Origin of the sequence: Nonomuraea sp. NPDC005983 (genome assembly GCF_040614375.1) — a bacterium.
Lineage (GTDB): Bacteria > Actinomycetota > Actinomycetes > Streptosporangiales > Streptosporangiaceae > Nonomuraea.
The window spans coordinates 23,714-48,173 of sequence record NZ_JBEXUP010000029.1 but is presented as its reverse complement, the minus strand read 5'-3'; the positions used below and the strand labels follow the sequence as shown (position 1 = coordinate 48,173).

Here is a 24,460-nt window from a genome sequence, read left to right as displayed (position 1 = left end):
CGACAGGACCTATCCCGTAGGTCAGGTGACAGGGTCGCGTAGCCAGATTCGGATCGAGGCGACGTCGACGGTGCCCTGTACTACATCGGTAGATCTTTGAGTCGTTCACCTGCGTGACCGTGGGTGTATCGGTGATGGAAGGGAGCGAAGCGGCTCTCCAACTGGTCGTCGGAGCGAATCGCCAGATAGGCGTCGCACCATCAGCACCGGAATCTCCTCCCGGTCCGGGTGCGAGACCGGCGGGTGGGAGCGCCGGAACTTCTCCACGATCATCGACTTGCCGTTGTTGGTCGGCCCGATCACCAGCAGGTTCGGCATCCGTTGTTTGGCCGGCCAGTCCAGCAACGTGTGCAGAGCCCTGGCCCGCCGCCTGCCTGAGGCGTCCATCAGCTCCAGATCGTGGTGTGCGTCGGCCCAGTCATCGCCCACGAACACTCGCAAGGTCTCTCCCGTCTCCGTTGCCACGGTCGGCGGCCTGCGGGAGAACCATCAGCGACCTAATGAAGCAGTGCTCACGCCGTATGCGGGCGGGAACGACATCCCATCAGCGATCAACTCTCCCGGCCCACCGGTAGGGGGCACAATCTTTCATCAGGACTCAACGTCCAGGAACCCAAAGTGCTCACCTGTCGGCAGCCACTACCCACCACGGAGTCTGCCGGATGGCTTACTCCAGAACTCATGAGGAGCCCGGCCACGCGTTAGGAACCGTCGAGGCTTGACAGCCCGTTGACCGCGATCTCGATCCCCCGCCGTCCGGCGGCCAGGACGTCCTCGTTCGAGCCGCCTTGTTGCTGGGCGATGAGCCCAGCCACCGTCAGCGCGCCCATGAAGCTCCCGACCGCCGCTCCGGCCGACACGGGATCCAGCTCGGGATAGACCTCGCACAGGGCCTCGGTCAGCATGGGCTGCGCCTCCATCATGAGTGCCAGCCCGCGGGCCCGCAGCGCGGGCTCGGCGAACATCAGCCTGGCCCGCAGCGGCGACAGCGCGAAGTTCAATTCGTCGTCCTCGGCCATGCTGCGCACCAGGGCCTCGAACATCCGGCTCAGCAGATCCCCCAGGGGCTCTCCCGGTTTCCGCCCGGCGATCACGTCGAGCATGGCCTGCCCGCGATCCTCGGCGTGCAGGAAGAGCACATCCTCCTTGCTCGCGAAGTACGCGAAGAAGGTCCGGGGCGCCACGTCGGCCGCCGCAGCGATCTCGGCGACGGTGGTCTGCTCGTAGCCTCGCTCGCTGAACAAGCGCACCGCGGCCTCCAGCAGCGCACGGCGGGTGCGGACCTTCTTGCGTTCGCGATGACCTTCCACGTCGCCATCCTACCGCACGCCATGCATTTATACATATATTGCAATTTCGCAGTCTATGCGCTTTTCTGGAGGGTATGGAAACCCTCGAGAGGCTGCCAGTCGAACGGGAGGACCCGTTCCAGCCGCCTGCTGTCCTGAAAGAGCTCCACGGACCACTGCACTCGATGATCTACGCCGACGGGCGGCCCGGCTGGCTGGTCACCGGTTACGCCGAGGCCCGCGCGGTGCTCGACGACTCGCGCTTCAGCAACACCTCGCAGGGCGCCGCGCCGCCGATCAAGGAGTTGGCGCCGCCCGAGGGGCTGGCAGATCTGGTGATCCCGCCGGGCTTCTTCATCGCGATGGACGACCCTGAGCACTCCCGATATCGCAGGCTGCTGACCGGGCACTTCAGCATGCGGAAGATGCGCCGGCTGGAGCCCAGGATTCAGGAGGTCATCGACGGTCAGCTCGATGAGATGGCCCGCGCAGGTACTCCCGCAGACCTGGTCAAGGCGTTCGCGCTGCCGATCCCGTCGCTGGTGATCTGCGAGCTGCTCGGCGTGCCGTACGACGAGCGTTCGCGCTTCCAGGACACCACCGCGCAGGCGGTGAACCTCGACAACTCCATCGAGCAGCGGGGCGCCGCAGGCGCGGAGCTGATGGGCTACCTCTCCGAGCTGGTCGGGCGCAAGCGAGCCGAGCCCAGCGAGGACCTGCTCAGCGAACTGGTCGCCAGCGGCCAGCTCAACCACGAGGAGCTCACCGGGGTGGCCACGTTGCTGCTGACCGCCGGGCACGAGACGACCGCGAACATGCTGAGCCTGGGCACGTTCCTGCTACTGTGCCGCCCCGAGCAGGCGGACCTCGTACGCGCGGATCCCAGCGTCGCCGAGACCGCGGTCGAGGAACTGATGCGCTATCTCAGCATCACGCACATCGGCCCGATCCGGGTCGCCAGGGCCGACGTGCCCCTCGCCGGACGGACGATCAAAGCCGGTGAGACCGTGACGATCTCCCTCCCGGCCGTCAACCGCGACGCGACCCGCTTCCCGGACCCCGACCGCTTCGACGTCACCCGCCAGGCCGGCCAGCAACTGGGCTTCAGCCACGGCATCCACCAGTGCCTGGGCCAGCAGCTGGCCCGGCTGGAGATGCGGCTGGCCTATCCGGCGCTGCTGCGCCGCTTCCCCGGACTGCGACTGGCCGTACCCGCGAAGGACGTGCCGCTGCGCCCCCGCGCCACCATCTACGGCGTGGCCGGCCTGCCGGTCACCTGGTAGCGCGCCCACGGGCACCGCAGCTCGCCGTTCCGCGACCTGTACCGACCGAGCGTGGCCTCCGCCTGGCCGAGGCCGCGCTCGAAGTCGCCCATCAGCTTCGGGTCGATCCCCGAGTAACCCCAGTCGGGCGGCTGTGAGACCGCCGGCGGAGTCAGAGAGGGAGGCGCCGGGGTCGTGTCGGCGTGAGCTGGAGGATGTACCGGTGGTTGTTCGGGAGACGGCTGGGGAACCGGCGAAGGCGTCGTCATGGCGGGTCTCCGGCATGTTCGACAACAGCCGGATCCTCCCACAACCCAAAACCCCCGGCCAGAGGCGCAGAACGTAACAGCATGCTCATCCTCGGCTTCTGAAACGCCCAGACACCAGGAGGTACGGAGAAGACGCTCTGCGGGTTCACTCCCGTCGAGAATAGAGACGCCACCCGTGTAGGGTCGGCCGGCCGGGCTGGAGGCGTGACCGCACGCTTGATGCGACGCCGCGCCTGCTCCTAGAGCCTGTACGGAGTTGAGATCAGAGGGATTGTCTGCGCTCCGGTTCGCGATCCTGATAGGCCTTGGCCATGGCGCGTGGAGACCTCACCGACGAGGAATGGTCCTTGATCGAGCCTCACCTGCCGCTGGGTGAGCGAGGCCCGATCCCGGACCTGCGGCAGCAGTTCAACGCCGTGATGTGGCGGTTTCGCACCGGCAGCCCATGGCGGGACCTGCCGGCCGAGTACGGGCCATGGTCCACCGCCTACGACCGGTTCCGCTCGTGGGCGGTGAGCGGCGTGTTCGAGCAGCTGATGCAGGCGATGATCGCCGAGGCCGCGGCACGTGGACAGGCCGGCCTGGAGGTGGTCAGCGTGGACTCCACTACGGCCCGCGCCAACCACCACGCCGCCGGGATGATGGTGGACGGCGAGCTGGCCACAGCGCTGGAATAAGCCGTCGAGCAGGAAAGGGGGCTGCGCCAAAGGGACAAAACCTCCGCGATGGCGATCCAGGCGACGACGGAGAGGGGAACGACCGCCGGCGGATACGACGCCGGCACAGGTTCCGGCTGAAGGTGGCCCGGCTGGGCCGTTCGCGGGGCGGGCTGACCAGCAAGGTGCATCTGTCGGCCGACCGTCGCTGCCGTCCGCTGTCCTTCGTCCTCACTCCCGGCCAAGCCGGCGACAGCCCGCAGTTTCGCGCCGTGCTGGAGCGCATCAAGGTCCGCCTGCCTGTCGGACGTCCGCGCACCCGCCCGGGCGCGGTCGCCGCCGACAAGGCGTACTCCTCCCGCAGCAACCACGCCTACCTGCGCCGGCGCCGGATCAAGGCGGTCATCCCCGAGAAGAGCGACCAAGCGGCCAACCGCAAGAAGCGCGGCTCCCGCGGCGGCCGACCGGTCCGTCATGATCCTGACCTCTACAAGCAGCGCAACACAGTGGAACGGTGCATCAATCGGATCAAGGAGTGGCGTGGGCTGGCCTTCCGGTTCGACAAGACGCCCGACAGCTATCTGGCTGGCCTGCACCAACGCGGGGCCATCTTGTGGATCCGCAGCCTCCGACCGGCCTAGAGATCCGAACTCCGTACAGGCTCTAGAGGCGCGTGTACCTACCGCGTCGCGCAGCCATTGAGACATGCTGCTGCCCGGGTCCCTCGTGCTGACCATACCGACTGGAGGATGTGCTGGCGTCTGGCAGCGATTTTCAGATCCCGCGTCGTAACCCCTCGCAACGTAGGGGTCTCTCGCTGGGATGGGAGGCCTCGGTTGAGGCGGCGATCACTGTTCCAAAGTGTCCGCGTCCTGTTGTCTTTCTTGGGGGTTCGGTTGGTTCGAGGGACGTTGGTCGGTGTCGGTGTCGTTCTTTGGGCCGTGGGTTTTGTCCGAGGTTTGGCCTGGCGGTTCTTTGGTTTGTCCTGGAGGGGTGGCCTTGTGGGGGGTGTCGGGCGGGGAGACGGTCGGGCTGGATGAGGAGCCGATCGTGGGCGGGTTCGAGTAACGGCGGTGTGTTGGGAGGGGAGTGATGGTGGGCGGGTGTGTGGGCGCGGTGGTGTGTGTGCTGGTGGTCGGTTGGGTGCGTGTGTTTCGCGGAGTTCTGGTGGAGGTCGGTCGAGGCGTCGTTGCTGATCGCGTGGTTGGAGGCGGCGCGACCGGCGATGTGGTGGCAGCTGCTGCGATGGTTCGGGGTGTTGGCGTGACAGACGAGGGCACGCGGTGGAGGTCGGCCGCGGCTGGGCGAGGGGTTGCGGTGTCGTCTGGGTCGTCGATCTCGTCCAGGGTGGTGGAGATGCCGGGGATGCCGATCAGGGTGATCGCGAAACCCAGGAGCAGGATGCCGGTTAGGACTGCGGCGATCTTTGCTGCCTGAGTTCGGCGGCCCGCGTGGTCCGGGGCAGTTGGGGGCTGCTGCGGTGTCACGTTCGCACGGGCTGCGTCGATGTCATGGCCAACCTCCGCATTTTTGGGGCAAATCGGATTGATCTAGACATGGACGCTGGAAGCCCGTCAAGACTCCCTGGCAAGGGTGTCGAACGTGCGTTTCCGTAGCGGGAGGGCGTCCTGACCTGGGGTGCCAACTCCTGTCGTATCGGTATGGCGGTCCGCCAACTGTGATCTGACCGTTATGTCATCTGGCGCTGACTTGACTGTGTCGACTCTTGGTGCGATGCCATCGCGAATAGCCCCGTTTAGGGCAGGTATGGCCAAGCCGGCTTGGCTGCAGCGCTGTTGCTCGCTCGTTGTCATCCGGGTCGGAGGGGTGCGGCATTTCCGCCATCTTCAAGCGGAGGCGGAGCCCTCCTGGTGCGTTTGTGCAGGTCAGGCGATGTCTGTCGATCCGCCTGGCGGTGGGGCCGGTTTGCTGTGAGTTTGCTGGGAGTCCGATCGCATGGCTGTCGTCGTTGACTGATCGCGACCTGGACTGTTTACACACAGTCACCTTGACGGTTTGTCGGCTGGGGCTGTGTCCGTCGAGTGGATCTTCCCAGCAGGAGGTGCTTGTCGGTCGTATTAGAGCGCTTGTTCGGAAGTTCCGGTAAGTCACGTTCCGTGTTTATTGACCTGATGTGTCGTTTTGTGGCGTGATTCGGGTGTTTTGCTCTGCGGAGCTTTAGGTGCTCTTTATGTGCGGCCTTCGCGGTCGTGCGGAAGTGGAGTGTCTGGTGTCGCTGTTATCCCCCAAGCGGCTTCCCGAGCCGGGGTACCGCCGCCGCCGTCACGGCCGGTTACGGCGGCATGTTGCCGTCGTCGTCGCGTTCGTGCTCCTGGCCTCCTTGGCCCCGCCGGCGCCGGTGCTGGCGCAGTCGTCCGCGGCCACCCCTGGTGAGCCTGTGTTGTTCTTTCGGGCGGCCTCCTGGCTGACCGGCCAGGTGGCCGGGTGGTTCGCCGAGGATCCCAAGGGCGAGATGCGCCCCAGCAACCAGAAGATCACCCTGCCGGGCCGCAACACCAGCCCGGCCGAGCAGCGGCGCGTAGCCGCGCCGCCGGGCAAACGGGTCAAGGAACTGCCGGGCAAGGCCTCCCGGTTCACCACCGTGTATGAGCTGGAAGACGGCCGACGGCAGGCTGAGGTGTCCTCGCGTCCGGTCCGCTACCGGAGCGGGAACGGCCCCTGGCAGCCGATCGACACCAGGATCGAAGGACTGACCGACGACGGCTTCACGCACGGCAACGACAAGACCGGCTTCTCCACCCGTTTCGGCGGCAAGAGCGACAAGCTGGTGCGGGTCAAGACCGGCGAGCAGCAGCTCACCCTGGGCGTGCCGGGCGAGGTCCGGCAGATCACGCCGAAGGTCGAGGGGTCCACGGTCACCTATCCCGGCGTGTGGGACGGCGTCGACCTGGTCTACCGGCTCACTTCGGAGGGGGTGAAGGAATACCTTGTGCTGACCGGGCCGCCGGCCGCGGGCGCGTCGTATGCGTTCACCGTCAAGACCGGCGGGATGCGGGCACAGGCGCGGCCGGACGGGGCGATCGCGTTCCTGGGGCCGGACGGCACGGCGGCGTTCACGATCCCCAAGCCGTTCATGATCGACTCGGAGAAGGACGCCACCTCGCCGTACGGATGGCGCTCCTCGGAAGCGGTCCGACAGGAGGTCAGCCAGCAGGGCAGCGAGGCGACGATCACACTCACCCCGGACGCGGGCTGGCTGGCCGCGCCGGAGCGCAAGTGGCCGGTGGTCATCGACCCGACGATCCGGCTACAGCCGGACTGGTTCTGGTCGGAGGACACCTACGTCAACTCGGCGGCGCCGAACGCCAACTACGCCGACGGATGGCGGCTGCCGGTAGGCAAGACCAGCGCGGGCGCGATCAACCGGTCGCTGATCAACATTCCGGTGCTGGGCGAGCTGCCGGATGAGAATGTGCAGGTCGATCAGGCGCGGTTCGAGGTGTACTTCGACCAGGCGCTGGGTGAGACCGGGCCGGTAACGATCGGCGCGCACGAGATCACCTCCGACTGGTCGATTTTCGACGTGTCCTGGGGCTCCCAGCCGTCCTTCAACGCCACCCCGGCCTCGACGGTGACCCGGCAGCCGGGCGAATTGTCGCGCTGGCACTCCTTCGACGTCACCCAGGTGGTGCAGGGCTGGCTGGGCCAGGAGGTCATGTCGTATGGGCTGATGCTGAAGGCGGCCGACGAGTCGGCGACCGCCAAGGTGGGCGGCCCAGTGTACGAGGCGGCCACGGAAAGCGTCTACGGCGGCGACGGCAACGCGGGCGAAACGGTCAACACGCCGAAGCTGGTGGTCACCTATGGCCTGCCAAGCGTGACGCTCAAGCCGGTCACTACCGCCACCTCGGTGGGCGCTTCCCTGTCGTGGACCGCCTATGAGGACCCCACCCCGCAGGACGCCTCCGACGACCTTGTGGGCTACGAGCTGCACCGTACCTGCCCGTCGGGGTGCGAACTCCCCGGAGGCGTGACGCCCCAGACGGGGGGTAGGTCGCTGGTGACCACGCTGCCGCCCGACGTCACCTCCCACACCGACACCGCCAGCGGCGGCGACCCCGAAGCGGTAGCCGACAGCCAGTACATTCACGAGATCACCTACTGGGTGGTGGCGGTGCTGGCCAACGGCGAACACTCGCCATCGCAGGAACTGACCGTGGTCGCGCCCCGGCCGGGACAGATCGCCACCACGCTGTACGCCGACGCCGACACCATGCTGTCCTCGGGCGAGCCCGTGGTCGGACACGACCAGGCGCGACTACCGGTCGGCAACACCACCAGCGCCCTGGGCAACACCCGCGCCGTGATGTCGTTCAGCAAGTTCGCCGACGCCATACCGGCCGATGCCGACATCAGCGAGGCCACCCTGTCGATGTGGGGCGCCTCGGCCACCGGCTCCGGCACCACGTTGGACGCACACCAGCTGACCACCGCTTTCACCGAGGGGGCCACCTGGACCAGCCCGTGGACGACGGCGGGCGGCGACTTCGCCACTCCGGCGCTCGGCAGCGCGCCCGCAGGCAACGCCGCGCCGGGTTGGCGGCGCTTGGCGGTCACCGACGCGGCCAAGGCATGGGTCACCGCCCCTGCCACCAACAAGGGGCTGCTGGTGAAGGTGGCCAACGAGGCCGGCACCGCCAAGCAGGCAGTCTCCTTCCTGTCCAGCGAGGCCGAAGAGCCGGTCCTGCGTCCACGGCTGCGCGTCGTCTACCGGGAGAAGGCCACCGGAGCGTCGACGTTCTACGTGCCGGGCACGCCGGAGCGGCTGGACTCGGGCGCCACGACCGAGTTGCCGGTGGTGGTCACCAACACCACGAACGAAACCTGGCCGGCCACCACCACGGCGGTCTCCTACCACTGGAAGCTCCCCGACGGCACCGACATCTCCACCCCCGACAACCAGCGCAAGACCACGCTGGGCGCGCCCCTGGCCCCGGGTGAGACGACGGCCGTCACCGTCTCCGTCAAGGCGCCGACCGTGACCGGCCCGGGTACCAACCTGGCCGAGGGCGCTCAGGTGGTGTGGGACGTCCAAGACACCACCACCAACAACTGGAAGTCGGCCACTCACCACCTGCCGGAGCTGCCGCAGCAGATCCGCGTCGACTCCCCGACCAGCGACCTGCTGGGGCTGGAGAAGTTCTACACCTACACCGGCAAGAACACCGGCGCCGGCAGCACCGCGCTGGTCAACCCCTACGCCGGCAACGTCGTCTGGAACTACAACGCCTTCTCCAACCCTTCCCGCGGGCCGCAGACGTTCGCCCGGATGACCTACAACTCCCTGGACACCTCAACAGCCTCACTCGGCTACGGCTGGTCACTGCAAACCAGCACGCTGTCCAAACTGGGCTCGCAACTGCAGTTCCACCCACCCGGCAAAAACTGGCCATCGCAGGTCAGGCTGACCGACGGCGACGGCACCACCCACGTGTGGACGCTCCCCGAAGGGATCGACCCGAACACCTGCACCCCCTCCAAGTGCGGCTACAAGAACCCGCGCGGCGTGCACCTGTACCTGCAGCGCGTCCCCGACGACCGCTACCCCGACTACCCCACCGACGACCCCCAGCGGCAGTGGGTGTTCACCAAGCCCGACCGCACCCAGTTCTTCTTCGACGACGAGGGCTTCCAGTCCGCGATCGTCGACAAGAACGGCAACACCATGTCGTTCACCTATGAGCGGCGCAGGTCGAACAACAAGCCGACCAAGTTCCTGCAGTACATCACCGACGCCACCGGCCGCCGCACCCTGACCTTCGACTACTACGCCAAAGGCCAGAACTACACCTACATCAACGACACGACCTGGCAGCCGGTCGAGGGCACCAAGCTGACCAACCCGCACATCATCGACAACGTCGAGTCGATCACCGACATCGCCGGTCGGAAGGTGACCTTCGCCTACACCGACAAGGGCCTGATGGCCAGGATGGTCGACGGCGCCGGCGACGACGAGGCGAAGACGTTCGCCTTCCAATACGACGCCACCCAGGGCAACAAGAACGTCAAACTCGTCAAGGTCATCGACCCTCGCTCCCACACGGAAACCCCGCAGGGCTCGCAGAAGTACTCCACCAAGCTGGACTACTACGACGCCACCGAAGACCCGGAGGACCTGTGGAAAGTCCAGACCCTGACCGACCGTCTGGGGCAAGACACCGGCTTCTCCTATGAGGATCCGGACGGTCCGGGCGACGCGGTCGTTCACGCCACGGTGACCGACCCGCTGCAGCACCAGACCCGTTACGTGCTGGACGCCTACGGTCGCCCCGACGAGATCACGAACGCCAACGGTGAGATCACCGATCTGGAGTGGAACGCCGACCACAATGTCACCGCGCTGATCGAGAAAGGCCGTCCCGACCGCACCACGGAATACGCCACCACGACGTGGAAGTACGACCCGCTGACCGGCTACCCGCTGGAGATCAGGGACGCCGAGGCCAACAAGAACGACACCCCGGCGACGACGCTGGACTACGCGTTCGGCTTGGGCGGCTACATCGCCGACCTGGATACCAAGACGTCACCAAAGGGACACACGTGGGACTTCGACTACGACGTCAACGGCAACCTGCTTAAGGTCACCGACCCGCTCGGCGTCGAATCATCCACGGCCGGCGACTACACCACCTCGTACGAGTACGACCCGTTCGGCCAACTAACCAAAGCCACCGACGCCAAGGGCAACCTCACCAGCTTCAGCGACTATCACCCCTCCGGTTACCCGGAGAAGATCACTGACGCCAAGATGAACGTCACCTCCACCGCCTACGACGTACGCGGCAACGTCCTGTCGGTCACTGACGCGCTGGGTAAGAAGACGACCCAGACCTACGACATCTTCAAACGGCCGCTGGAGTCGAAGGTCCCCAAGGACCAGAACGCCTCTCCGCCGGTGTTCATCGTCACCCCGGCACCGGTCTACGACCGCAACGACAACATCACCAAGACCACCGCGCCCAACGGCGCCGTGGCCACCGCCGAGTACGATGCGGCCGACCAGCTGAAAGCGTCGATCCTGCCCAAGGACACCGAAGGCGGGCCGGAGCGCAAGGCCTCCTTCACCTGGGACGCGGCCGGCAACCTGGAAACCCAGACCGAGCCCAAGGGCAACCTGGCCGGTGCGAACCCGGCCGACTTCACCACCACCTACCTCTATGACAAGATCTACCAGCTGACCGGCGTCCTCAACGCCAAACAGCACAAGATCACCTACGAGTACGACAACGTCGGCAACACCGTCAAGGTCGTCGACCCGCGCAAGAACGCCACCGCCGACGCCGCCGACTACACCGCCTTCTACACCTACGACCTCAACCATCAGGTCAAGCGCGTCAAGGATGCCGCCGGCTACGAAACGGCCACCGACTACGACCTTGACGGGTTAGTCGTCGCCCAGACCGATCAGGAGGGCAACAAGTCCCTCACCACCTACAACAAGCGCGGCGACGTCACCGAAACCAAGGTCCCGCATTCGGAGACCGACGGCACGATCAAGTACGTCACCACCCAGTTCACATACGACCAGGTCGGTAACAAGATCAAGACCGTCACCCCACGCGGTGTGGAACGGGGTGGTGACCTGGTCGACTTCGTTCAGGAAACCAAGTACGACGAGCTGAACCGGCCCGCCGAGGAGATCTACCCGTTCGACCGGCAGGACCCGGTCTACAACAAGCCCGACTCGGTCTTGTACACCTACGACGCGGTTTCCCGGCTGGAGAAGATCTCCGCGCCCCCGTCGCACAACCAGACGGTCCGCAACGTCACCACGATGACCTACTGGGACAACGGCTGGTCCAAGACCACCACCGACCCGTGGGACATCAAGACCACCTACAACTACAACGAACTCGGCCTGCAGACCAACCGCACCGTCACCAGCGCGGGCGGCTCCAGCCAGCGGGCGCTGGACTGGTTCTACTACCCGGACGGCAAGCTCAAGACCCACTCCGACGACGGCACCCCGCTCGGCCTGGACGTGGTGCTGTCGGACAACTCCGACACCGGCCAGGTGAGCACGACTGGATCGTGGACCGCCGCCTCCGGCGGCAGCTCATCGTCGAACATCGTCGGCCCCCAGGTGAACGCGACCGCGTCGACCGGGTTCGTCGGCTATGACTACGCCGTCGCCCCCGCGGGCACCGGCCAGTCCGCCTTCTCCTGGAACCTGACCACCTCTACCGCCGGCTCCTACAAGGTCGCCGTCAAGTACCCGGCCGGCGCCACCGCCACCAACGCCAAGTACAAGGTCAAGCACCAGGGCGGCGAGGCGAGCGTCACGATCGACCAGACCAAGAACGCAGAATCGTGGGTCGAGCTCGGCACCTGGACCTTCACCGCAGGGCTGGGCCAGTCCGTCACGCTGACCGATGAGGCCAACGGCAGCGTGGTCACCGACGCGGTCAAGCTGGTCCGCGACAACTCCGGCGACACCGACGGCGAAAAGAAGGACTTCCTCTACTCCTACGACGTCAACGCCAACCTGACCCAGATCAAGGACACTTCCCCGACCGCGAAGATCGACATCTGGGACCTCAGCTACACCAACCTCAACCAGATCGAACAGATCCAGGAGAAGCTCAACGGCACTCTGAAGAACACCACCACCTACCGCTACAACGAGAACAGCGCGGTGGTGGAGCGCACCCACGACAAGACCCTGGCCACCTACGACTACGACGTCCGCGACCTGGTCTCGCAGGTGGTCAACAAGAAGTCCGCCACCGACACCCAGCCCAAGACCACCAGCTACACCTACACCAAGCGCGCCGAACGGTTGCAGGAGACCAAGGCCAACGGCAACACCGTCGACTACGACTACTTCCTGTCCGGCGTGCTGCGCCACAGCCTGGAAAAGAAGCCGAACGGCCAGGTCGTCGCCGAACACACCCTCGGCTACCAGGGCAACCTGCAACGCGCCCGCGACACCGCCAAGATCCAGAACGCGGACTCGCCGGGCTCCTACCTGGAGCACGAGTACGCCTACACCTACGACCCGCGCGACCGCATCGCCAAGACCGTCAAAACCCCCACCAGCGGCCCCGCGACCACCGAGACGTACTGGCACGATGCCAACAGCAACGTCTACGAAGAAGAGGTCCTCGGCAAGAAGACCACCTTCACCTACGACCGCAACCGCCTGATGACCTCCGTCACAGGCGGCCAAACCAGCACCTACACCTACGACCCCTACGGCCGGCTGCGCACCATCCAGGGCGGCGGCAAGACCCAAGAGAAGTACACCTACGACGGCTTCGACCACGTCACCCGGCACGAAAAGCTCGGCGGCGACGGCGCCACCACCACGACCACCTACACCTACGACCCGCTGGATCGCACCACCACCAAAACCGAGAAGGAAGGCAGCGCCTCAGCGAAGACCACCACCTACTCCTACCTCGGCATGTCCGCCGAAGTCCTGGACGAAGAGGTGGCCGGCAAACTCACCAAGTCCTTCCAATACTCCCCGTGGGGCGAACGCCTGTCCCAGGTGAAGGCCACCGACGAAGGCCGCGAAGAGTCCTCCTACTACGGCTACAACCCGCACACCGACGTCGAACAGATCACCAGCGAGTCGGGCGACACCCGCGCCACCTACGGCTACACCGCCTACGGCAGCAACGACGACAAACTCTTCACCGGCATCGACAAACCCGACCCCGTCGACCCCACCGCCAAGGAGGAGTACAACCCCTACCGGTTCAACGGCAAGCGGTGGGACAACTCCACCGGCATGTACGACATGGGGTTCCGCGACTACAACCCCAACCTCAACCGCTTCCTCAACCTCGACTCCTACAACGGCGCCCTCGACGATCTCGGCCTCGGCCTGGACCCCTGGACCGCCAACCGCTACGCCTTCACCGGCGGCAACCCCATCAGCAACGTCGAACTCGACGGTCACGAACCTCGGCCATGGCACAACCCCAAGTACGACGGCTCGCAGTGCGCTGGTAATTACGGAAAGGAATGCGATCCATCGGGCGCGAAGGCCGCCGCGAGATATCGAGAAGGGGGGGAGCGTAAGCCGAACGTAAAGTACAAGGATGACTTCCCGTACGACCCCAAAGCGGTTTCGACCTGGGGAGATCTAGGGAGCTGGTACAAGTGGTACGGCATGAATTTCGTTGCGGCCTGGGCTGCCGTTGTCGGGATTCGTGGGCTCGACGATGCCACTCTGGCCTATGAGCACTATCGAGGAGGTACCGGCGAGGACTACGAATTTGATTATGATGAGGCGTACCGCGAGGATGCTGGCATCCGCAAGGTCATAGACAAGGAGATCGCACTCGCCCAGAAGTGGGCAGAGAAAGTACAGGGACAAAATTCCAAGACAAACTTCATGATGTCCGGCAAGCCAGTGAACATCAGTGGCAAGTACTACCCGGTGACGGAAAATTGGCAGAAGGCCATCGGCGAGCATAAAATGTGGGGGAACGCCACCGTAACCGTCAACGGCGACAAGTTCACCATGAAAATCACACTGAAGGCCCAGGACCGCTATGACTTCAATGCGGGAATGAGCGACCTGGCTTCCGGCACGCCTGACGCGGACAACGGACGGTTCGCCGTACTGGGCTGGGCGAAACCGTTCATCAGCCGTGGGATGCTCGTCAGAACGGTCACGTGGGTTCGTGGTCAACGAACCGGTACCACTTCGATCACAGGCGGCTACCCGGGAGGCGCGGGGCGGGACTAGCGCCATAAATTCCACGGAGACGCCCGACGCGGCCTCCGCTGCGGCCACCGGACATCACCTGTCCGGTGGCAGTGCGGCGGCCACTCAACGGAGAGGTCGCTAAGGTAGTGAATATGGCGTGGAGGCTGCTGAACCGAAGCATGTTGGCGCTTGTGGTACTGTCCCTCGTGGTGTCCTGTGGATCGCCGGAAGAGACGCACCAGGCAAGCGTTGGACAGTGTGTGGTACGGACGGACAAGGCGCCCATCATGCAGCGCTTCCCTATCTTCGGGAACGTGTCAGCGGCGCATTGGTGCGGGATCGTGCTGACGGAGCAGAACTCACGGGTCCCCGGCCCGACAGATATCCGTCTCGTGGGGATTGTGCGATTGTCGCCGTCCGCGTGGAAGAAAGTGCTGGCGGCGGGCGGCGATTTCGAGCAGACTGTGCCATCGAATGTTCCGGACGAAATCCGCCAGAAATGCGCGGCCGACGCGCAATGGACGTTCAGCGAAGCTTTCGATACAGCTGTAACTGGCGATGCATACAGCGGAAGGTTCTACGTCGACTTTGTGTCTCGTTCAATTCTGATCGACGTCGTCAATCCGCAGCCCGCGACTTGAGCCGGGGCACCGGGTTCCTGCTGCCGGGGCATGTCGCTGATAAAGACCACACGGCCTCGTTGGCCAGGGCGATGAGATGGAAGTGGTCAACCACGACAACCGCGTGTGGCAGGGCCCGTCGGATGGCGGTGCGGTAGCAGGTGGCAGGGGCGATCGCCAGCTTCCCCTCTCAGGCACCTTCGGAGCGAATAACTCGATCGGCTGGGTCGCTCATTCCAACGGAACTATTACCCAGGCGGGAAACAGGTATAGGCTGATACTTCAGCGCCAAAAAGGTCACGCGGGTGGCTACATCGTGTGGACCGCTTATCCGGAGTAAGAGAAGATATGCAGCGGTATACAGAGGATGATTTCGGCCTCACCTGGCTGATGGGTCACTTTCATGCCGACTGGACGCTCAACGCGGAGACAGCGATCGGTGCGGTTCGGTACCATTTGTGGGAAGGGCTGGATCCGCGCCATGTTATGGCGCTTCGCCGCGACGCGTTGCTGCTGCTTGAGGGGCTTCCGTCCGATTCCATAGAACATCTGTGGCAGTCTGGAACGGATGCTGGGAACTTCTTCGGACGCCGCGTTCCGTCTGGATCGCAATGGATGAAGATGCTCATCGAGGAATGCGATGCCTGGCTCCAGAGGAGAGGCATCACCCCTCCCGGGCGTCTTGATCCAATCGACCAAGAGGCTGGGACTGGTCAGGCCGACTCAATTCTCCGCGAATTGAATGAGGCTGCCGGGACTATCGGCGTCGAGTTGGCCGATCAGCTGGCTCGATGTGCGCGCCACTGCACGCCAGACCTCGCATTCCGTATCTTTCTGAAAGCCCTGAACATCAAAGGCGAACCGATTTCTCGGAGCCAATATGAAAGGTTCACAGAAATAGCCGAAGATCTTCACTATGGGGAGTTCGTGGTCTCCAATGTGGAATATCTAGCGACGCGGTAAGGGGATCTGGTAGCAGGTAATCGAGTGGCCCGGGAGGAATACCTCCTCCCGGGCTTTCCTTCTGGTTCTCGATGTCGTTTGGATTAGATAGTGATCTAAATAGTTCGCATTTTCCGGACTGCCCAACATGAGCACTTCGCCGCGATCCGGGCCGCCGTCGAACAGTCGGTCCATCCGCAGAAGCGCCTCAAGGCCCAGGCGTGGCTGGAAAGATTCATGGGCAAGCATAACGGGGTCTACGGCGGCAGCGTGCCGACGTCGGCGGTAAAATCGCTGCAGGCCGAGAACGCGTGGGAGATGGATAAATGGAGAAACGTCAAACCGCCGGTCCTCAAGGACAAGGACGTCCGTGTCCTCGCTGCGACAATGGCCCACAACCGGATAAAGATCCTCACAAGTGATGCGAAGTTCGCGAATTGGGTGGACTGGATAGGTTATCCCCACGAGCTTCTCAAATTCAACAGGCCCTAGCCGGAAATGAGGGGGCGAGACAAAGATAGGCCACAAAAACTATGCCGGCATTCAACAGGTTGAAGCTCTCCGAGCCGTTCACCTGCCCGAACTGCCACCAGCACTACGGGCAAGTCATCCAGTTCACGTACGGATACGCCCGGCAATTCGACTACGAAATCGGCGACACGATCGTCTGGGAATACGGCCCGCCTGATGACGAAGGTGTCCCGGGAGCTGGACGGGTGTACGTGGAAGCCATCCTCGAAGGGGTGTGCCCGCATTGCGGCTACGTGTTGCCGTGGCCCCGATCGGCCTTTGAAATCGAGCTGAGAAAGGACGTTATCGTCGCCGCTCGCCCAGGTATCCACCACGTGACGCACACCAGGCAGGATCGATGGGCCGTGGCGGAACCGTGATGGCCCATCAAACCTGACCCCGAAATTTCAACTTCAGATCTTTCGGAGCTCTCTGAGGGTGGAGAATTTTCGCCCGAGGAAATCTCAAAAGAAGAATTCGAGGCCGTCTGGGTGGATGCAACATCTACTCCTCAATAGGTAAATTCGGCACGCCGCATGATGGCAAATTCGGCGCGCCGAAGCGGCTTTGACGGCCACGGCGGTCGTGATCGTTTTCTGACGGCTACGGTTCGCACTGCCGTCGCCGAGCGCGCCTGACATGCGTTCGATGGCGTCGCGCTGGAGGCGGAGCCGTGGAGTTCCTTGATCACGACGAGTTCGTCGCCCTGTTCCAGGAGCAGGGTGGCGGTCGAGTGGCGGAGGTCGTGGAAGCGGATGCGGCGGAGGCGGCCGGCATTGCCGAGAAGCGTGGTGAAGGTGCGAGTGAGGTTGGTCGGGTCGATTGCTCTGCCCTGCGGGGTGGTGAACACGTGCCCGCTGTGCTGCCACGTGGCGCCGCTACATAGTTCATGTGTGTCGGCGCGAGCTTTCCACTTTTGGGCTGGACTACCTCTTCCTGGACGCTTCCAACTTCAAGGTGCATGACGGCAGCCGGGTCGAGCCGGTCCTGGCATCATGACCGAGGTAAGCCGGTTTCGTCGGACTGGCCGCCCCTTCATGATCTTGTGACTTTTTGTGATCTGCCTCAACCTCCCGGACCACGTTCACGCTGGCCAGCGCCTGCGCCGCCGCACCAGCCAGGCAGCGGCTGGTGCGCTAGCATCGATCACATCGCCGCTGGTTATGGGCCGGGCTCTCACCTCTCACTGAGAGAGCCGCTCGTGGAGTTCGAGCTTCCTGAGGACATCACCGCGCTGGGCGATGACGAGCTCGCCGAACTTCTGGATGGCGCGGTCGCCGCTTTCGACGCCAAGTCCAACGCCTCCGCCGTCACCTCCGATGACCTGGCACAGCTGCGCCAGCTCGCGCAGGCGGTCAACGACATCCGCACCGAACAGCAGGCCCGCCGCGAGGCCGCCGAGTTCGACGCCCTGGCCGCCCAGGTGCGCGGAGGCAGCGCGGAGGCGGAGTAGGACGGGCAGGACGCGGCCGAGGTGGAGGCCAGCAGCGAGCCCGAGCCGGAGCCGGCCGTGCTGCCCGAGCCGATCGCCGCGTCCGCGGCTGTGGTGCGCAGGCCTGCGCTTGACCTGTCCAGCGTGCGCCGCCGGCAGCCGCGTGTCCTGCCGGACGCGCCACCGCCCGGCCCGGAGATCACCGCCAGCGTGGACGTGCCCGGCTACCAGCCAGGCCAGGCCCTCGACATGGATGGCGTGACCGAGGGCATCATCATCCGCCGCGCCAACGCCTTGAAGACCGCGAGTGGCGGTGTCGGGCTGACGGCGTCCTGCTGGCTGCCGTTCAAGCGCGAACTCATCGTCAACGACTCCTCTTCAGGTACGGAAGGCACCGGGCGGTGGTCCTGGCCGCCGACCAGTCCCGGCTGGACGGCGGCGACCTGATCGCGTCCGGCGGCTGGTGCGCCCCGTCCGAGACCGTGTACACGCTGACGAACAAGGCGTGCCCGGAGATGCTGTAGGAGGTGCCGGACGCGGCCCAGGCGGCGCGTGCGCGGCGTATCTTCAGTCTCCAGAACATCACCAACATCAGCGTGAGGATTGTGCCGTGACAGACGTCGAGCGTGTGCTTGCCAGGGCGCTCACGGAGATCGTGGTCTCCCTCGATCTGAGCGATGACGACGAGATCGATCCCGATGTGGCGACGGGCATATTGGAGCCGGTGGCAGCGCTGCTGCAGAACGCTCCAGCGGAAGATCGGCAGGCGATTGTCAGGCTGTTCACCGAGTGTGCGGAGGAGGAAACCGAAGCGAGTAGAAGGCTGACGGCTTTGGATCTGCCCGACGCGTTCGGCATCCGGTGACAGTGACTCCCCGCCGGGGCGTCCGTGCGGGGAGTCGTCACAGGCCCGCTGGAGTGTTCAGTGGGCCTGTGGGTCCTTTGTGTGAGGCTGGTGCTGGGGGCCGCGGGGCGATCTTTGGCGGCTCCGGTGCTGGGACCTCCGTGTTGTTGGGCCGGGTGGAGCTGAATGGGCGGCCAGAGTGGGTGTTTGGTGCCTGAACGTGGTTGATTCAGGGAGATGTCCTTGATCCGCCGTGGCGGGTCATTTGATAGTGACCGCTTTCTCACATGATCGGAGAACGACTGTGGAAGCACCCGCCTCGGGCGGCGACCCGACGCCCCGCCGGCGTTCGGCACTGACAGGAGCCGCGTTACTCGCGCTGGGCGTTGCCGCGGGCGTCGCCCTGAGCGCGGCCGGTCTCGTACCCTCTGCGCTCCGCCCCAAGCCTGTGGCGCCAACGGCCTCGCCCGATACCTTGCCCCGGCCCACGACCAGTGATGCGCGCCTGAGCCTGCCCGCCGTTCGCGGCGCCACCGCGGTCACGCTTCCCGCCCAGGTCGAGGGCATGACCCTGCGCCACGAGTTCGACGACACCGTCGAGGACAGCACTGCCGTCTTCCTCCGCGGCCTGCGCAACGGTGGCTACAGGGTCACGAAATCGGTCAGCGGCCTCTACGTTCTCCCCCACGCCTCGTCCGGGCAGCCTCCGCTCACCTCCCCGGTGACCCTGTTCGCGGCCGAGTCCGAGGGTCTGGATCCGGATGCGATCTTCAAGGGCTGGTTGATGCCGTCATTCGGCAAGGCCGCCAGGAAGTCGGAGACGCTCAACCCGTGGCCGTACGAGGGGCACACGATGTGCTGGCTCACCACGACGTACTTCTGCGCCTGGGCCAACCACACGTCCTTCGGCGTGGTCTCCTTCAATGCGACGGCCGAGATGACCACGCGGGCCCATGGGCACTTCGCCGCGATCCGAGCCGCCGTCGAACAGCCGGTCCAGCCGCAGTGAGCGCTACTCGGTGATGCCCACCGGCCGTTACTGCAGAGTCATCCGCGTATATTCCGGATCTTCGGAATGAGGGCAATCGCCTGCGAGACAGGGCAGGCAGCTCACCTCTGCGGTTGCGTATCTCGTAGGGGTGGCTCCCGCAGCAGGGTCAAGACGGCCTCTCCGAGTTCCCTCGCGGACGCGTCGCGAGCAAGGACGGTTTCCTGAGGCCAAACAGAGTTAAGTGGATGATCGCCCCGCCTTGGTGCCCAACTCCCTCTCCCAAGCTCAGGGTGCCGTCGCGTGAGACGCCACTCGTCAGGTGACGATGTCCCGGGCGGCGTGACTTCCACGTACCGGGCCGCTCGCTGCCATTGACGGTACGAACGGTAGCGGACGGGGCTTGCTGCGAGGAGGGGCTCGGCATACTCCGAGAGGAGTCTCCACTTGTCCGGGAGGGGGACCACACGCGCTGTTCCCGCCATGCTGACAATTAGCGCACCGACTTCGTCGCGGCTGACGTCTGGGTAGCCGCGGATGATTTCTGTGGTGTCCCTTTCGATGTCAGGCCCTTCGCTGGAGTCGACGACACGCAGCAGGAGACATCCGTCCACCTCGTAAACAGAGACCCCGCCTCTATATGGGTGGACGGGATCGGCCTCACATGGGTTCTCGCGGGCGATTGAGATTAGGCGTAAGAGCTTCTTAAGCACGGAGTCAGGGTACGAAGTCTCCGCCAGCAGCGCTTTCCTCCTGCCTGATGGTCCCGTCGCGGAAGGAGTGAAGGCCGACCGGCCAATGAACATCCTCGTACTGGCTCTGGGGCTCGTCCTCGAAGAGCCAAATCAGTTCGGCAAGCTCCGGGATCTCCATGCTGCGACGATACGCGACATGCTCTCGGCTATGAGCTGCGCACTTGCGGCGTGCGGTCCTCTCATCTGCCTGTCATGATCGTGGGCCCATTGTGGGCCGACATCGACACTGATGATCGCGGGTCTAGCGTTTCCGCAGGTCACATGCAGCATGAGGACACCATCTGCAACCCTCCCCGGAGCCGGGTGCGCAGGTTCGAATCCTGCAGGGGGCACTCGATCTTGACCAGCGGTTCTAGCCGCTGACCAGGGCGAACATCGTACGAACGGGCGGGCCTCCAGTCTCACGGAGTCCCGCCCGTTCTCGTTGACGCTCACTGGTTGTGGGCCAGTTGTGGCCACGACAGAGCTTCCGCTGCTCTCCAGCCGCAGGCGACGTGAGGCCCTTCACGGCCGGTTCGTATCGGAGGCCACGTTCTGAGGGAGTAGCGGCACGAGCGTGAGCGCGAACCTTCCTACTTATCGTGCTGTCGGCGCACCATCTCGATGATCCAGATGGGCGTGAACGGAGACGTGCAGCCCGGGGAAGTCGGGTAGTCCTTGAGCACCTCCAGGCGCTCACCGATGTCGATTGCACGGGCGCGGTGCTCGGCGTGCTCGATCCCGATCTGAGCCAGGCAGTGGTTCATCGCCCACTGCAGGCGATCCGGGGCGTCTTTCATCTCCGCCTCGATGACGTCGAGCAGTCCTGCGAGGTCGAGGCCCTCGGGCTTCTTCGCCACGCGTTCGGTGGTCAGTGCCCAGCTGGCACTCGCGACCACTGGATCCGGATCGGCGGACCAGGTCAGGCGCAGCTCTTCGGAGTGCGGGTTCTTCTTCACCACGTAGTTCACGAGCCAGTCGTGCACCTTGGGTGTGCGCGCCTCGCGCACCATGACGTCCAACTCGTCACGCTCGAACGCCTTCGGACGGCAGATCAGGATCGCCAGCAGTCTCGCCGCGGTGTCATCCGTCTCCCAGAGCTGGCACGCGAGTTCCTGCTGCGTCTTCAGCCGCTTCGCGAGCGCGCGCAGCTTGCTGAGGTTCACACCGTGATCGTCACCGTGTTTCTCGTTCACCTCCCGCATCTTCGGGTCCTCGAGCTCGGCCAGCTCGGCCATCACCTCGGCCACCATCGTCTTGGTCAGCGTCGTCTCGGCCACCTCAGCCTCCTGTCGATCATGTGCGAGATGCAGCCTACGACGGAGGTCGGCCTCCTGTCGTACACGCCGGTTCGGCGGCAGCCACCGACACGAAATCCCGCGTCTTCACAAATTTGCAGCAGTTCTCGGCACTGACCCTCGCCTTCACTTCGAGCAGCCATCCAACTCCTAGCTAACCCGGTTAGGAGAGTGTCAGCGCCAGGATTCGCAGACATGCTGATCTGCTAACGCAATTGCTAACCAACGGCCTTGGACGATTACGGACCGACCATAGCGACTTGTTCCTCGTTATCCACGTGGGATTCTGCCCGCCTTTAGGGTCCACCATGATGGGTCGGTCAACAGCCGACGACGTATCGAATGTGCGGGAACTTATCCTAGATTTCCCAACACGGCGTCTACACGAGGGTTGTTCTGGTCTCGCCGATCGTCCAGGCACTTGGCGTAGCGCTTGAGAAGGACCTCCACGCTGTTGCCGGCCCGCTCACGCCGAGGGTCAGGCCGGTGCCGCCGCGCCGGGCCGAGTCAGCCGGTGCGCGGCCAGGAGCGACGTCCATGCCAGGACGAGCGCGATGGCGAGGGCGAAGGCGACATTGGCCACCCGGGAGCCCTGCAACGCGAAGATCGAGATCCAGGCCGCCAGGAAGAACGCGCCGGTCACTCCACTGAAGGCCGCCCAGCCGCGGCGGCCGGCCGCCGCGAACCGCCGGCCGAACGCGAAACACGCGGCGATCAGCGCGAGAAAGGCGACCCCGGCGACGAGGAAGTGCACCATCCCGTGCGTACTCATGCTCGTGGGCGGGCCGAGGGGCGTCCCCGGCGGGAAGCCGTCGGCGGGGTCGGCGGAGAAGAAGGCGGCGGCGACCATCCCGGCGCCGAAGACGCCAACCAGCCGCGGCCCCCAGGTGCCGCCCTGGCCCGCCGGACCCCGTACCCGGTGCAGGCCGACCGCTCCCGCAACGAACAGCAGGCCGCCGACCGCGAAGTTGGCGATCTGGACCCATCCCTGGTCACCGTTGCTCAGCATGCTGGCCGGGTGGCGGCTGATGTCGAACCCGTCCCTGGTGAGCATCTGCAGCAGGACCACGACGATGTAGAGAGGGCCGGCGACGATGCCGCACATCAGCAGGGTCCGCGTCGCCCCGCCGGCCGCCGTGGTGGTGAGTTTCTCGGTCATCGGTCTACTCCTCTCATGAGAACGGGATGACCCACCGCGCGGCGGGTCAGCTGCTGCCGGTCCCGGGGGCGTAGTGCTGCTTGGCGAACGCGACGGCCGCGGCGATGTCGTCGTCGCTGGTGCCCCAGGCGGCCTGGGCCGCGGGTCCCCAGGCGTGGCAGCTGGCGGTGGCGAACTCCTTCGCCTCGGGCGTGTCCCCCCAGGTCGCGGGGTCGAACGTGACGCCGCGCAGGAACAGGTCGAGGCCGAGCAGCGCGAGGTCCCAGCCGACGCCGATGCCGATCGTGCCGCCGGGCCCGTACGTGCGCACCATCTCATCGACGATCTCGGCGGGTGCGGCGTGCTCCAGCTCCAGGACGGTCCCGCCGTCGCCGCCGGGCGCGAGGCGCACTTCGACCTCGGTTAGCATGCCCTCCCCCAAGGCCCAGGTCACCTTGATCAGATGGGGCTTCTCACAGCGCAGGATCTCCCCGCCAGCGTTGTCCTTGAGTTGAAAAGTGCCGCCGAACCGCAGGTCGCCCTCGATCGGGGCGAGCCATCGGCTGATCCGGTCGGGGTCGGTGCAGGCGCTCCACACGTCCTCGATCGAGGCGTCGTACGTGCGCCGCAGCAGCAGCGAGCGCCCCGCGCCGGCGGCGACCGCCTGGTTGCCGATCTCGCGGTGAATGGCGTTGATCCGGTTGACGATGTCGATCATTCGCCTTCTTCCTCCTCGTTATTCGAGTCTGGTCGTCCCTCCGCGGACGGCGTCTCGTCAAGCGGGTGGCGGCGCTCGCGCTGGGCGCGCGCGAGTTCGGTCCCCAGCGCGTCCAGGCACCCGCTCCAGAACCGGCGCAAGCGCTCCAGCCAGATGCCGACCTCCCCGAGTGGTACGGAGCCGACGCCGTACGGGCGCCGGGGGTGCCGACAGCGCCGCCGAGCACGTCGAGTGCGTGCACGGCGCCAACAATCTCACCCGAGACTTATATAAGTCAAGTCTGAATAAACTCGAGACGGCCTTTTCCTGCGACCTCGGCCAGAGCGTCCGGTCCGTGCGGCGGGGCCGGGGTGCGGCGGCGCGCCGCGCCGCCGCCTTGATGCCTTACAACAACAGTTCGGCAGCGTAGGGGGCATGGCGCAGCGGGGCCGTGGCCGAGTACATCGAGTTTCAGGTCACGATGATCGGAACAAAACGAGCTTCACCTTGAATTGCACGGCCAGCAGCCAGTGACCCGCATCGACGTCTACCAGACTCCCAGCGCCTTCACGTGCCACGCCAGTCGAATCATGGGCTTGGTCTGAAGTGTGATGGGCTCCTCGACACCCCGGAGCCACAGCTCCATGCCCTCGTAGTCGGGCTGCTTCCGCTCGATGGAAAGCCAGTCGAGAGTGCGCAGCCGTCCCAGTGATGCGAGCTCGGCATTGTCCACGTAGAGGCTGATGTACGCCTCGCCTGCCATGGGATCGAGAGAGAAGAGGACCGAGGTTGAGCCTCGGGAAAGGCGGAAGGAGTGAAGGCCGACCGGCCAATGAACATCCTCGTGCTGGCTCTGGGCTCGTCCTCGGAGAGCCAGATCAGCTCGGCAAGCTCCGGGATCTCCATGCTGTGACGATGCGCGACATGCTCTCGGCTATGAGCTGCGCCCTTACGGTGCGCGCTCTTCCTCGCCTCATGATCGTGGACCCATTGTGCGACTGCCACTGACGGCAAGCGGATGCCCGTGATCATGTACCACCCACGTACCGATCTATGAGGCAGGATCAGCCGTGCGGCTGGCCCTGTGGGTC

Annotated in this window: 19 protein-coding genes and 1 pseudogene; 11 read left to right on the top strand and 9 right to left on the bottom strand. The window is 65.1% G+C overall.

Going from position 1 to position 24,460, the window contains the following annotated elements; all coding sequences use genetic code 11:
- Positions 1–105 precede the first annotated feature (105 nt).
- Positions 106–387, bottom strand: coding sequence for a TniB family NTP-binding protein (locus tag ABZ297_RS16030; RefSeq protein WP_355345742.1), 282 nt, complete (start codon positions 385–387; stop codon positions 106–108).
- 314 nt (positions 388–701) lie between these two features.
- Positions 702–1,310: a helix-turn-helix domain-containing protein gene (locus ABZ297_RS16025; RefSeq protein WP_355345696.1), complete on the bottom strand. Its 609-nt coding sequence runs from the start codon at positions 1,308–1,310 to the stop codon at positions 702–704.
- 74 nt (positions 1,311–1,384) lie between these two features.
- Between ABZ297_RS16025 and ABZ297_RS16020 the strand changes: the two genes are divergently transcribed.
- The 4 genes and pseudogenes from ABZ297_RS16020 to ABZ297_RS16005 all read left to right on the top strand — a co-directional run bounded on the left by ABZ297_RS16020 (position 1,385) and on the right by ABZ297_RS16005 (position 14,807).
- The gene (locus ABZ297_RS16020; RefSeq protein ID WP_355345693.1) at positions 1,385–2,572 is read left to right on the top strand and encodes a cytochrome P450; all 1,188 of its coding nucleotides are present in this window, start codon (positions 1,385–1,387) and stop codon (positions 2,570–2,572) included.
- Positions 2,573–3,131: 559 nt separating this feature from the next.
- Positions 3,132–4,117, top strand: a pseudogene (locus tag ABZ297_RS16015) (IS5 family transposase).
- A gap of 1,589 nt (positions 4,118–5,706) precedes the next feature.
- A complete protein-coding gene (locus ABZ297_RS16010; RefSeq protein WP_355345691.1) occupies positions 5,707–14,205 on the top strand; it encodes a DNRLRE domain-containing protein in 8,499 nt (2,832 codons plus the stop codon).
- A 248-nt stretch (positions 14,206–14,453) separates the two neighbouring features.
- The gene (locus ABZ297_RS16005; protein WP_355345688.1) at positions 14,454–14,807 is read left to right on the top strand and encodes a hypothetical protein; all 354 of its coding nucleotides are present in this window, start codon (positions 14,454–14,456) and stop codon (positions 14,805–14,807) included.
- Here ABZ297_RS16005 and ABZ297_RS16000 read toward each other — a convergent pair.
- Positions 14,785–14,961: a transposase gene (locus ABZ297_RS16000; protein WP_355345739.1), complete on the bottom strand. Its 177-nt coding sequence runs from the start codon at positions 14,959–14,961 to the stop codon at positions 14,785–14,787. The two genes, ABZ297_RS16005 and ABZ297_RS16000, sit on opposite strands and share 23 nt — an antisense overlap.
- Positions 14,962–15,104: 143 nt before the next feature.
- Between ABZ297_RS16000 and ABZ297_RS15995 the strand changes: the two genes are divergently transcribed.
- The 3 genes from ABZ297_RS15995 (at position 15,105) to ABZ297_RS15985 (ending at position 16,618) form a co-directional block, all read left to right on the top strand.
- A complete protein-coding gene (locus tag ABZ297_RS15995) occupies positions 15,105–15,749 on the top strand; it encodes a hypothetical protein (RefSeq protein WP_355345685.1) in 645 nt (214 codons plus the stop codon).
- A 216-nt stretch (positions 15,750–15,965) separates the two neighbouring features.
- Positions 15,966–16,220, top strand: coding sequence for a hypothetical protein (locus ABZ297_RS15990; protein ID WP_355345682.1), 255 nt, complete (start codon positions 15,966–15,968; stop codon positions 16,218–16,220).
- A gap of 41 nt (positions 16,221–16,261) precedes the next feature.
- The gene (locus ABZ297_RS15985; protein WP_355345679.1) at positions 16,262–16,618 is read left to right on the top strand and encodes a hypothetical protein; all 357 of its coding nucleotides are present in this window, start codon (positions 16,262–16,264) and stop codon (positions 16,616–16,618) included.
- Positions 16,619–16,749: 131 nt separating this feature from the next.
- Here the strand turns inward: ABZ297_RS15985 and ABZ297_RS15980 are convergent, their stop codons facing one another.
- Positions 16,750–17,088, bottom strand: a complete 339-nt coding sequence (locus tag ABZ297_RS15980; RefSeq protein WP_355345676.1) for a tyrosine-type recombinase/integrase — start codon at positions 17,086–17,088, stop codon at positions 16,750–16,752.
- Positions 17,089–17,439: 351 nt separating this feature from the next.
- Here ABZ297_RS15980 and ABZ297_RS15975 point away from each other — a divergent pair, with 351 nt between their 5' ends.
- From ABZ297_RS15975 to ABZ297_RS15960, 4 genes are all read left to right on the top strand, one after another.
- Positions 17,440–17,691, top strand: a complete 252-nt coding sequence (locus tag ABZ297_RS15975) for a hypothetical protein (protein WP_355345673.1) — start codon at positions 17,440–17,442, stop codon at positions 17,689–17,691.
- A gap of 21 nt (positions 17,692–17,712) precedes the next feature.
- Positions 17,713–18,117, top strand: coding sequence for a hypothetical protein (locus ABZ297_RS15970; RefSeq protein ID WP_355345670.1), 405 nt, complete (start codon positions 17,713–17,715; stop codon positions 18,115–18,117).
- 163 nt (positions 18,118–18,280) lie between these two features.
- Complete coding sequence (locus ABZ297_RS15965; RefSeq protein WP_355345667.1) at positions 18,281–18,535, top strand: hypothetical protein; 255 nt, start codon at positions 18,281–18,283, stop codon at positions 18,533–18,535.
- Between the two features lie 454 nt (positions 18,536–18,989).
- A complete protein-coding gene (locus ABZ297_RS15960) occupies positions 18,990–19,523 on the top strand; it encodes a hypothetical protein (protein ID WP_355345664.1) in 534 nt (177 codons plus the stop codon).
- A gap of 696 nt (positions 19,524–20,219) precedes the next feature.
- Here ABZ297_RS15960 and ABZ297_RS15955 read toward each other — a convergent pair.
- The 5 genes from ABZ297_RS15955 to ABZ297_RS15935 form a co-directional block, all read right to left on the bottom strand.
- Complete coding sequence (locus tag ABZ297_RS15955; protein ID WP_355345661.1) at positions 20,220–20,375, bottom strand: hypothetical protein; 156 nt, start codon at positions 20,373–20,375, stop codon at positions 20,220–20,222.
- Between the two features lie 454 nt (positions 20,376–20,829).
- Entirely contained in the window at positions 20,830–21,474 is a 645-nt protein-coding gene (locus ABZ297_RS15950; protein WP_355345737.1) for a DNA alkylation repair protein, read from the bottom strand.
- Between the two features lie 538 nt (positions 21,475–22,012).
- Entirely contained in the window at positions 22,013–22,693 is a 681-nt protein-coding gene (locus ABZ297_RS15945; protein ID WP_355345658.1) for a DUF998 domain-containing protein, read from the bottom strand.
- A gap of 46 nt (positions 22,694–22,739) precedes the next feature.
- Positions 22,740–23,390 carry an SRPBCC family protein gene (locus ABZ297_RS15940; RefSeq protein ID WP_355345655.1) on the bottom strand — a complete coding sequence of 217 codons (651 nt, stop codon included), beginning with the start codon at positions 23,388–23,390 and terminating at the stop codon, positions 22,740–22,742.
- A gap of 526 nt (positions 23,391–23,916) precedes the next feature.
- Positions 23,917–24,132, bottom strand: a complete 216-nt coding sequence (locus ABZ297_RS15935) for a hypothetical protein (RefSeq protein WP_355345652.1) — start codon at positions 24,130–24,132, stop codon at positions 23,917–23,919.
- Between the last annotated feature and the right edge of the window lie 328 nt (positions 24,133–24,460).